This is a genomic window from Streptomyces sp. GQ60 (genome assembly GCF_059758875.1).
Genome location: NZ_JCAXEG010000005.1, coordinates 564,789 through 574,622, shown reverse-complemented (window position 1 = coordinate 574,622; position 9,834 = coordinate 564,789). Strand labels below are relative to the sequence as shown.

At 70.9% G+C, this 9,834-nt stretch carries 10 protein-coding genes; all 10 read right to left on the bottom strand.

Annotated elements, in window-relative coordinates; translation table 11 throughout:
• Nucleotides 1-117: 117 nt before the first annotated feature.
• Nucleotides 118-1,137: a transposase gene (locus AC6CKD_RS16560; RefSeq protein WP_498328107.1), complete on the bottom strand. Its 1,020-nt coding sequence runs from the start codon at nucleotides 1,135-1,137 to the stop codon at nucleotides 118-120.
• Nucleotides 1,138-1,174: 37 nt separating this feature from the next.
• Complete coding sequence (locus AC6CKD_RS16555; RefSeq protein WP_498328106.1) at nucleotides 1,175-2,362, bottom strand: MFS transporter; 1,188 nt, start codon at nucleotides 2,360-2,362, stop codon at nucleotides 1,175-1,177.
• Between the two features lie 146 nt (nucleotides 2,363-2,508).
• Nucleotides 2,509-3,321, bottom strand: a complete 813-nt coding sequence (locus AC6CKD_RS16550; protein ID WP_498328105.1) for a class I SAM-dependent methyltransferase — start codon at nucleotides 3,319-3,321, stop codon at nucleotides 2,509-2,511.
• A 41-nt stretch (nucleotides 3,322-3,362) separates the two neighbouring features.
• Nucleotides 3,363-3,731 (bottom strand): YybH family protein, encoded by a 369-nt coding sequence (locus AC6CKD_RS16545; RefSeq protein WP_498328104.1) that lies wholly within the window; start codon nucleotides 3,729-3,731, stop codon nucleotides 3,363-3,365.
• A 100-nt stretch (nucleotides 3,732-3,831) separates the two neighbouring features.
• Complete coding sequence (locus tag AC6CKD_RS16540; RefSeq protein WP_498328103.1) at nucleotides 3,832-4,212, bottom strand: nuclear transport factor 2 family protein; 381 nt, start codon at nucleotides 4,210-4,212, stop codon at nucleotides 3,832-3,834.
• Between the two features lie 135 nt (nucleotides 4,213-4,347).
• Nucleotides 4,348-4,983: a phenazine biosynthesis FMN-dependent oxidase PhzG gene (phzG, locus tag AC6CKD_RS16535; protein WP_498328102.1), complete on the bottom strand. Its 636-nt coding sequence runs from the start codon at nucleotides 4,981-4,983 to the stop codon at nucleotides 4,348-4,350.
• A 96-nt stretch (nucleotides 4,984-5,079) separates the two neighbouring features.
• The gene (locus tag AC6CKD_RS16530) at nucleotides 5,080-5,916 is read right to left on the bottom strand and encodes a PhzF family phenazine biosynthesis isomerase (protein WP_498328100.1); all 837 of its coding nucleotides are present in this window, start codon (nucleotides 5,914-5,916) and stop codon (nucleotides 5,080-5,082) included.
• A gap of 42 nt (nucleotides 5,917-5,958) precedes the next feature.
• Nucleotides 5,959-7,983 (bottom strand): anthranilate synthase family protein, encoded by a 2,025-nt coding sequence (locus tag AC6CKD_RS16525; RefSeq protein ID WP_498328099.1) that lies wholly within the window; start codon nucleotides 7,981-7,983, stop codon nucleotides 5,959-5,961.
• Nucleotides 7,980-8,603, bottom strand: a complete 624-nt coding sequence (locus AC6CKD_RS16520; RefSeq protein WP_498328098.1) for an isochorismatase family protein — start codon at nucleotides 8,601-8,603, stop codon at nucleotides 7,980-7,982. Before AC6CKD_RS16520 ends, AC6CKD_RS16525 begins: the two co-directional genes overlap by 4 nt.
• 32 nt (nucleotides 8,604-8,635) lie before the next feature.
• A complete protein-coding gene (locus tag AC6CKD_RS16515; protein WP_498328097.1) occupies nucleotides 8,636-9,808 on the bottom strand; it encodes a 3-deoxy-7-phosphoheptulonate synthase in 1,173 nt (390 codons plus the stop codon).
• Between the last annotated feature and the right edge of the window lie 26 nt (nucleotides 9,809-9,834).

Below are 9,834 nucleotides of genomic sequence, written 5' to 3'. Positions count from 1 at the left end.
CCACGGACTCCGAGGTGAACAAACGGCGGGACATGGCACTCCTTGAAGAGTCCGTTGAATGGGGGGAAGTGGCATCGGGTCGGCGGCGGGGGGCGGAGCCGCACGCCGCGTGCAGGATCAGGCCAGACGCACCCGCTCGAAGTCACCCGGAACGAACACGGGCTCTGCCGTGCCGGAGGCGTCCTCGGCGGCAGCGCGAGCCGCGTGGGCCACGGACACGAGCGTCAGGTGGCGGTGCCAGCCGTCGAAGGTGCGGCCCGTGAAGTCCCGTGCGCCCACCGGGTCGGTGATCCGAGCGAAGGAGTCCTCGACCGTGCGCGCCGACGCCGCCAGGGCCACCAGCTCCGCGGGACGCGCGTCCACCAGGTCGGTGAGCCACACCTCGTCGGGCCCGGCCCCACCGCCCGCACCACATCCGAAGAGAAGCAGGTCCTCCGTGCCGGGGAGGTGTGCGGGGGTGAGGAGGCCGAGCGGGACGGCCCGGCCGACCTTGACGAGGAACCGCAACCGGGCGGCGCGCAGTCGCCGGACCGCGTCGATCACGTCGATTCCGTCGACGGCCACCACCACCGGCCTGGACGGAAGACCCTGCCCGGGCCCGTTCAGCAGGTCGAGGTACACACCCGTCGCGCACTCCGTCGGGGTCCCGATGTCGGGGGAGCCGGGCTGCAGCAACCGCCAGTTGACGGGCTGGCACCGGGCTCCGGATACGGCCCACAGTCCCACGGCGTACTGCACGGTGCGCACGGCGCCGAGGTCGGGGACGTACCGGCGGTGAACGCCGGCGACGTCGTCGCCCTCCTTCGGCGTGAGCACGGGGCGCAGCACCCACGCGTCGAGCGGTGCGGCGGCCGCCTCCCGGGCGGCCAGGGCGTGCCGGACCGGCATCCAGTCCCAGGTGGAGCAGCTGACGAAGTGGTGCAGCCGCTGCTCCAGGGCGGTCCCGTCGCCCAGACACGCCGCCATGTTGCGGAAGGACCTGCGGCCCTCGGTGACGAGCAGCCCTTCCACGTACTTCGCGGCCCGGGCCCGCTGATCGCTGCGGGTCAGCGAGGCGAACAGCGGGTCGCACAGGGCCCTCAGGTCCGCGTCGGCGGACCGGTCACCGACTGCTTCGCGCCACGCGGCACTCTTCATGAACTCCCCCTGATCCCGCGGATGACGAACGTCCCGGTCAGGCCGCGGCCGGCTCCGGCTTCTTGGGCCGGAAGGCTCCGGTTCCGGCGAAGACGAGCGCGGCCAACACGAGGCACACCACCGTGAATCCGGAGACCCCGTGGAAGCCGTCGAAGGCGGAGAGCAGGGAGCCGCCCACGAAGCCTCCGATCATGGTCCCGATGTACAGCGCGGTCGTGGCCAGGGAGGAGACCGTGCCGCGTGCCGCGGTGGTGCAGGAGAGCAACATGGCCATGAAGATCGGGTAGTTGAGTCCGAGCACGACGGAGCCGAGGGCCAGCAGGGTGATCGCGGTGGCCAGGTTGGGGGCGAACGGCACGGCGCCGTAGATGAGGATGAGTGCCACGAAGGCGTAGGCGAGCGTGCGTTCCTCGCCCAGCCGCTTGATGAGGTGGCTGCCGAAGATCGAGGTGATCGCCATGCCGACACCCAGCGCCATCATCGCGGTGCTGATCGCCGTGACGCCCAGCCCGAAGTCCCGCGAAAGCCAGGACCCGATGAACGAGATGGTCTCGAACACACCCGTCTGGTAGGCGAGATACCCCACGAGGTACCAGGTGAAGGTGCGGGAGCGGAACAGCCCGGCGTACACCGAGAAGAAGCCGCCTCCGGCCGACGGCGCGGCGGGCACCGACGGGAAGACGCGGAACAGCACCAGCCAGACGACCGCGGAGAGGCCGGCGACCGCGAAGAACGGCACGTGCCAGGAGCTGGCCGCCAGCCAGCCGCCGATCGGGACGCCGACGACCTGCGAGATGGACATGCCGGCGCCGGCCAGGCCCATGGTCTTCACGATGGCGTCGGCGGGCACCAGGACCGGAATGGAAGCCCACAGCTGGGGGGTGACCAGGGCGGCCGACATGCCGGCGAGCACGCGGAAGACGATCATGCCCCAGAAGTTCGGTGCCACTCCGCAGAGAGCCGTAGCCACTGCGAAGCCGGCGAAGCCGAGGAGGAGGACGCTGCGCCGGTTCCTGCCGTCCGAAAGGGGGCCCGCCACCAGCGCGAAGAGAGCGAATCCGAGGGCGTAGGCGCTCACCATCCAGCCGGACATGCTCGTGGAGACGTCGAAACTGCGGGAGAGCACGGGCAGCATCGGGGCGACGAGGAAGGTGTCCGTTCCGATCACGAACATGGTCGTGAACGAGAGCCAGGCGATTGCCGTGGCCGATACCTTCTTCGCCACCAGTGGTACGGAATCGTCCGTGCTTGTTTTCGATCGAGTGGAACTCATGACTTTCACACCGCCGTCAGGGGGAACACTTGGGGGAAGTGCTTCGGCGTCGGCGAGGACGCCGGAGCGGGAGAGGGGGAGGGAGGGGGAGGGGTATTTCAGGGGGCGGAGCGGGGAGGTTTCCTTCCCCAGGCCGAATACACGAACGTCGACACGTCCGGTGCGGGCTCACTGGCGACCAGGGCCTGCGCGGCTTCCACCTGTCCGGCGGTGACCAGGCCCGCTTCGACCAGCCGCGGGCCGCTCTGGACGAGCCGGGTGGCCAGGAGCCGGTCCTGCACCGCGTCCACGCCGAGACCGCCGGGGGTGACGGAGACGCCCACCGAGTCACAGCCGACCGCTTCCAGCCGTGCCGGAATGCGCCGCGCCCAGGACAGGTCGATGCCCTGTGCGGCGAGCGCCTCCAGGTATGCGCCGTGGACCTGCTGCCACGCGGGGTACGCGGAGTCGGCCGCGGGCAGGAAGTGCACGTCTTCGAGGACGAGCCAGCCACCGGGGGCGAGCCAGCGCATCACCCGTTCGACGATCTCCTCGCGCCGCGGCAGGTGCATGAACACGGCCCGGGCGTGGATCAGGTCGAAGGAGCCGGCGGGAAAGTCGTCGGTGGTCAGGTCCGACCCCCGCACCTCCAGGTGGGGGGCGCGGTCTCCGTCGATGAACCGGGGGTCGATGTCCAGCGCGAGCACGGAGCCTTCGGGCACCCGCTCCGCGAGCCAGTAGGCGATGGAGCCCGCGCCGGCGCCCAGTTCCAGGCACCGCCAGTCCGGCCGCATCGGCAGTCGCCCCAGGGCCCGCACGGTGCCCGGGTCGTAGGTCTCCTCCAGGAGTTGGAGCCGCTCCAGTTCAGTGGGCAGGTCCTTGCTCAGCAGACCTGTCGTGTAGGCATCGGCAGGCACAACGGTTGCGCTCATCGCACTGCTTTCCTTTCCGAGGGGGCGCCGGCCCGTGCTGGTCAGCCGGGTTCGCCGAAGTAGCCGGACGAGTGCAGGACCCGCAGCCAGGTACCGTCGGGCTGCCGCCGCGCCACCTGGTAGCGGCCCCGGCTGTTGTCCTGCGGGACGCTCGACGTGAGGGCGATGTCGCCCAGGCGCAGCGTGGGCAGCGACGTCTCCATCGGGAAGTACGAGAACTTCGCGAGCATCCCTTCGAACGCCTTCTGTATGGCGTCGCGGCCGTGGTGCTCGTGGCCGATCGGGAAGGCCATGACGGCGTCCGGTTCGTAGAGGGCGGCCATGCCCTCGGCGTCGGCCTCGTTGGCGCGCTCCACCCACAGCCGGGCCAGATCCTCGGGCTCGTGTGCCCTCTCGCGCTCTGTCGTCATCGGGATGCGCATCCTCATCTGTCGTGTGTCGTGTGTCGTGTGTCGGTCTGTCGGTTGTCTGTCGCCTGTGGGCCGGCGTTGTCGCGGGGGAGCCGGGGGGTCAGTCGGAGATCAGGGCGCGCGGGTCGTAAACCGCTCGAATTCTGCTGATCTTTCCGTCCTCGACGTGGATCCAGTTCGCGACAGGAGTGGGCCCGGCGATACTGGTGTGCAAGGTAAACCAGGTGACTACGTCGGATTCAGACGCGAAGACCCGTTCCACCACGAGGTCCGTCGTCATCGGCGCCATGCGCTCCAGGGATTCCCGGCACCGGTCCGGATCGTCGAGGGTCGCGAGCGGCCCGATGTAGGAGAACTCGTCCGCCAAGAGCGATCTCAAGGCGTCGAATTCCTTTCCTCGCCAGGCCGCGATATAGGCCGCCGCGATTATCTCGGCATCGCCCGGTCCGGTTTTCTCTGTTTCCTCGGACTCTTCGTTCACTCCATGAATTCTGCGCAGGCGGTCGAGGCCTGGCGATGGGCCGCACCGCACTATGTCAAGTCATCCGCGACGGCCCCGACCGGGACCGTGCGGGAGTCCGGCGGCCTTCCGCAACGTTCGGCAACGCAAAGGTGATCACGGCTGGAGACGTCGCACCGTGTACCCGTCGCCGTGCCTGTCGTACCGCAGGCGCTGGTGCACGCGGTTCTCGCCGTTGGCCCAGAACTCCACGCTGTCGAACCGCAGCAGGCAGGCGACGTAGGTCGCCGGGCGCGGCAGCGGTCCGGCGTCGGCCAGGCGGGCGACTTCGGCCTGGAACGCGGCCATGTCGAGCAGTTCCTCGCTCTGCCGCGACGTCACCGACGCGGGATGGGTGAAGAGGGGCCGCTCCAGCCACTTGGCGTCGGCCGTCTCGGTGCCGAGGACCTCCACCGCGCCGCTGACGCTGATCTGCTGGCTGGTCTCGCGCCAGTACAGGACACCCGACGCCCAGGGATTCCGGGTGAGTTCGCGGCCCTTCTGGCTGTTGACGTGCGTGGCGAAGACGAAGCCCTCATCGGTTATCTCGTTCACCGCGACGATCCGGGTCGACGGCCGCCCCCGCTCGTCGGCGGTGGCGAGCGCCAGCGCCTTCGGCTCCCGTACGCCGAGGCGCGCGGCGGTGTCCCACCAGTCGCGGACGATCCCCACCGGGCCGGGGGGCGGTGCGTCGTACTCGGGAAAGCTGATCTCGACGGTGCCGGTGAGCGTTTCCGACCTGGTTGAACTCATTGCTGCCTCCGTGGTCGTGCGGTGTTGTCGTGGCCGTGATGGCGTTCGTTGGTGCGGGTGCGGACGCGGGCGCGGGCACGGTCCTGGGCGCCCCGGTCAGACGAGTGCGGTGCCCCGGGCGAACAGGGCTCCGCTGCCGCCGACTTCGACGGAGACGAAGCGCTCGCCCGTCCCCTCGGCGCGGGCCAGCATCAGGGAAGGGCGGCCCATCTCCACGCCCTGCAGGATCTGCACCGGCTGCCCGGGGGCGATCAGTCCGTGCCGGCCCAGGTGCAGGGCGAGCGGTCCCGCTGCCGAGCCGGTGGCCGCGTCCTCCACCACTCCGTACGCCGGCGAGAACATCCGGGTGCGCCAGTGCGTCCCCCTCCCCGCGAAGCAGTTGACCGCCAGGTCCTCGAAGGCGGCGAGCGCCCGGTGGTCGGGGTGGAGCCGGGACAGCGCCTCGACGCTGTCGAGCCCCACGAAGACGTGCCGGGGGCCGTTGCGGTAGATCTCCACGGGCAGGGTCGACTCCCGCACACCGACGGCCGCCAGGAGCTCGTCCGCCCGGTCGTACACCTCCCAGGTCGGTACGGGCTGTTGCATGCGGGCCGAGACCACCGCGCCGTCCCTGCGGTCCAGCTCGAAGGGGATGGTCCCCATTGCCGTTTCCAGGAGGAGCTTGTCCTGTTCGGTCTCGGCGCCCAGCGCTATGGCGGTGCCCAGCATCGGGTGCCCGGCGAAGGGCAGTTCGTTGACGGGCGTGAAGATGCGGATGCGGGCGTCTCCGCCGTGCTGCGGTGCGAGCACGAACGTGGTTTCCGACAGGTGCATCTCCCGGGCGATCTGCTGCATGCGCTCGCCGGGGATGTCGTCCGCGTCGAAGAAGACGGCGACGGGGTTGCCGCGCAGGGGCTCCTCGGCGAATGCGTCCACTACGGCGTACTTGTGCATGGTCGGGTCTCTCCCCTTGAGCGGAATGCGAATGGTGGTCGGTCAGACGGTGACGCGCGGCTTCGGCCGTCCGGCCGTGTCCGGGAGTGCGACCGCTTCCGGGATGGCGGCCGTGTCCGGGACGGCGGCCGCGTCAGCGGCTTCGGCCGCGGCGGGCGGGGCCAGCACGTCGCGCACCGCGCGCGCCACGATGCCCGGGCCGTTCCGGGTGAGTACGGACTCGGCGTGGAACTGCATGGACGCGAAGTGCGGTCCGCGCAGCGCGTGCACTTCTCCGGTGTCCGGGTCCCGGCTCACCTCGACGGTGCCGACCCCGTCGACCTCGACGAGGTCTTCGTGGCTCACGGCGGTGAATGCGTTGTAGAAGCCGACTCGTTCGGAGGCGCCGAACAGGTCAATGGCCTTCTGCACGCCCTGGCTGGGGACGTCCTTGCGGTGCACGCGGAAGCCGAGCCGCAGGCTGAGCGTCTGGTGGCTCAGGCAGACGGCGAGGAAGGGCCGCCGCTCGCGCAACAGGGTGTCGACCGCCGCCCGCAGATGCCGCATCCTCGGGTGGTCGCCGGCGCCCGGGTCGCCCGGCCCCGGCCCCATGACCACCAGGTCGTAGCCGTGGAAGGAGTAGCTCTCGTCGAAGCGCCGCACGGTCACCACGAAGCCCAGCGAGCGGAGCTGTCCGGCGATCATGGCGGTGAAGGTGTCCTCGGCGTCGACGACGAGGACCCGGCGGCCGGCGAGGTCGGGCGCCGGCCGCAGCCGCAGGCCGACGTCGCTCAGCCAGAAGTCGGCGATGGCGTCGTTCCTGCTGCCCAGGGCGGCGCGGACCGCGGGGTGTTCCGCGAAGCGGCTGACCGCGGGCGTCTGGAGGGCGGCGATCAGGCCCGCGGCCTTGGCCCGGGTCTCGGCGGCCTCCGCGGCGGGATCCGAGTGGCGCACCAGCGTGGCGCCGACGCCGATGCTCAGGCGGCCGGCGGCGGATATGTCGGCGGTGCGGATCAGGATCGCCGAGTCCATGTGACGGGTGCCGTACTCGTCACGGCTCATCAGGGCGGCGACCCCGCTGTAGTAGCCGCGGCCCTGCGGTTCGTACCGTGCGATGACCCGGCAGGCGCTCTCCAGCGGGCTCCCGGTGACGGTCGGGGCGAACAGCGTCTCGCGCAGGACCTCGCGGACGTCCCGGTCGGTGTGCCCCTCGATGAAGTACTCGGTGTGCGCGACGCTGCCCAGTTCCTTGAGGTACGGGCCGATGACCCGGCCGCCCTCGGGGCAGATCTGGGCCATCATCTTCAGTTCCTCGTCGACGACCATGTAGAGCTCGTCGGTCTCCTTGCGGTCGGCGAGGAAGTCCATGATCCCGGGCAGTTCCGGGCCGGACACGGGGTAGCGGTACGTGCCGCTGATCGGGTTCATGACGGCGACCCCGTCACGGACGCTGACGTGCCGCTCGGGCGAGGCGCCGACGAAGGTGCGGTCGCCTGTGTGGATGACGAACGTCCAGTAGGCGCCGGCCTCCCGGGCGAGCAGGCGGCGGAAGAGGGCCAGGGCGCGATGGTGCCCGTAGTCGCCGATGTCGGCGACGAAGGACCGCTTGACGACGAAGTTGGCGCCCTCTCCGGTGCCGATGGCGTCGGCGAGGACGCCGCGCACGGTGTCGGCGTACTCCTCGTCGCTGACGTCGAAGTGCGGGTCGCGCAGCTCGGTCGGCACGTCGGGAATCCGCGCCACCGCGTCCTCCACGCGGACGGTCTCCTGGCCGGTGACCGTCAGCGCGATCAGCGGCGCGCCGTCGTCGGGGGCCGCGAATCCGCGCTCGGCGATCTGGCGGTACGGGACGACCGCGAGCACGTCGTGCCGTACTGCCCCGCCCTGCGGCAGGCCCTCGGGGAGCGGGATCCCGGCCAGGTCGTCCGGCTGCGAGACCTCGCCGACCAGGACGTCGAGGTACCCGGGTCCGGTCGCCTCGGGGCGGTGCAGCAATGCGAAGGGGCCCGGTTCCGCTCCCAGGATCCGTTCGAGGAGCCCGGGCACGGCGGAGCCGCTCCCCCGGAACGACGGCGGCCGCCCGCTCATACGAGGACCTCCTTGGCGGTGAGGACCGCGGCGCAGCGCTCGGCGGCGTACCGAAGGGCGAGCTCGTGGTACTCGGCCGAGAAGTCGCCGACGGCGTCGGCGACCAGGAACGTCTGGATGTCGTGGGTGAACGCCTCGGCCGCCGACATCAGGACACCGACGTGTGCGTAGACGCCGCAGACGATCAGCTGGTCGCGTCCGCCGGCGCGCATGCGCTCCAGGAGGTCGGAGCGGAAGAAGGCGCTGTAGCGCCATTTGGTGATCAGCCAGTCCTCCGGCCCCGGGGTCAGTTCGCCGACGACCTCCCGGTCGGCGGGGTCTGCGCGCATCCCCGGGCCCCAGAAGTCCTTGAGGAGTCCGCGCATCGCGTCGCCCATGCCGCCGGGCTGGGCGGTGTAGGCCACCGGGACCTCGTGCTCGAGGCTCCACTGCCGCAACAGGGCCGCGTTGCCGATGAGTTCCTCGCGCAGCGGGGACGGGAAGGGCTTGAGGAAGTACCGCTGCATGTCATGGACCAGGAGGACCGCACGTTTCGGGTCGACGGTCCATCGGGCGGTGTTGGCGGGCAGGTCGCCCGCGGTGGGCAGCGCGTAGGGTTCGATGGGCGGTATGCCGGGCATGGCCCTGGCCTCCAGATCCTGAGGGGAAGGGGTCAGCCGTTCCAGGCCGACACCACGTGAACGGCCTGACCCGGGTTGAGGCGGGGGTCGCAGCGGCTGGTGTACTTCTCGCCGACCCGGGCGAGCGCGGCCTCGTCGGTGGCGCACTCGGTGACCTCGTCCGGGGTGGTCTCCAGGTGCAGGCCGCCGGCGACTCCGCCGCCGGCGAGCACGGCCTCCTGGAAGCCGCGCACCTCGCGCACGATCGTCGCCAGCATGCGGGTCTTGTTGCCGTCGGGGGCCGTGACGGTGTTGCCGTGCATCGGGTCGGTCAGCCAGATCACCGGGTGGCCCGCCGCGCGGACCGCCTCGACGAGCGGAGGCAGCCGGTCGGCAACCCGGCCCGCTCCCATCCGGGCGATGAGCGTGAGCCGGCCGGGGTCCCTGGCGGGGTCGAGCCGCTCGCACAGGGCGAGGAGCTCCTCCGGCGTCATGCCGGGTCCGACCTTGCAGGCCACCGGGTTGAACACCTCGGCGAGCAGGGCGACATGGGCGCCGTCCACCTGCCGGGTGCGCTCACCGATCCAGGGCAGGTGGGCGGAGCCGAGGTAGGTACCGCCGCTCCCGTCCCGGCGCAGCAGCGGCAGTTCGTAGTCGAGCAGCAGGGCCTCGTGGCTGGTCCACACCGGAGCCTCGATGCCCTGGCCCTCGGTACGGGTCTTCCAGCCGAGGTTTTCCACGATGTCGTTGGCGGCCATGTAGCCGGCCAGGATGCGCAGCGGATCCGGGCGCCGGCTCTCGGCGTCCGGCTCGGGACCATTCACCATGTCGCCGCGGTAGGAGGGTAGTTCCACTCCGCCGATCCACTCGGTGGGGCTGGAGCGCGGTTTGGCGAACTGGCCCGCGATCCGGCCCACCCGCACGACCGGCTTGTGCGTCGCCATGCGCAGGGTGCCCGCCAGCAAGTCGAGGACCGCCGCTTTGCGCGCCACGTAGCCGGGTGTGTGCTCGTTGACGTCCTCGGCACAGTCGCCGGCCTGGATCATCACGGCCTCGCCCGCGGCGACCCGGCCGAGCAGAGAACGCAGCGTACGGATGTCGTCGGCCCTGGCGAGCGGGGGCCTGGCCTCCAAGGTCTTGCGGACCCGTTGGACCTGGAGCGGGTCGCCCCACAGGGGCTGTTGGAGCGCGGCCCGGGACTGATCGGCGTGCAGGACGTTTTCCATGCTGTTTCTCCAAGGGTGGGAGGAAC

Coding starts and splice junctions, on each gene's coding strand:
- AC6CKD_RS16560 (WP_498328107.1), bottom strand. CDS start 1,137: ATGAAGAGTGCCGCGTGGCGCGAAGCAGTCGGTGACCGGTCCGCCGAC.
- AC6CKD_RS16550 (WP_498328105.1), bottom strand. CDS start 3,321: ATGAGCGCAACCGTTGTGCCTGCCGATGCCTACACGACAGGTCTGCTG.
- AC6CKD_RS16545 (WP_498328104.1), bottom strand. CDS start 3,731: ATGACGACAGAGCGCGAGAGGGCACACGAGCCCGAGGATCTGGCCCGG.
- phzG (WP_498328102.1), bottom strand. CDS start 4,983: ATGAGTTCAACCAGGTCGGAAACGCTCACCGGCACCGTCGAGATCAGC.
- AC6CKD_RS16530 (WP_498328100.1), bottom strand. CDS start 5,916: ATGCACAAGTACGCCGTAGTGGACGCATTCGCCGAGGAGCCCCTGCGC.
- AC6CKD_RS16525 (WP_498328099.1), bottom strand. CDS start 7,983: ATGAGCGGGCGGCCGCCGTCGTTCCGGGGGAGCGGCTCCGCCGTGCCC.
- AC6CKD_RS16520 (WP_498328098.1), bottom strand. CDS start 8,603: ATGCCCGGCATACCGCCCATCGAACCCTACGCGCTGCCCACCGCGGGC.
- AC6CKD_RS16515 (WP_498328097.1), bottom strand. CDS start 9,808: ATGGAAAACGTCCTGCACGCCGATCAGTCCCGGGCCGCGCTCCAACAG.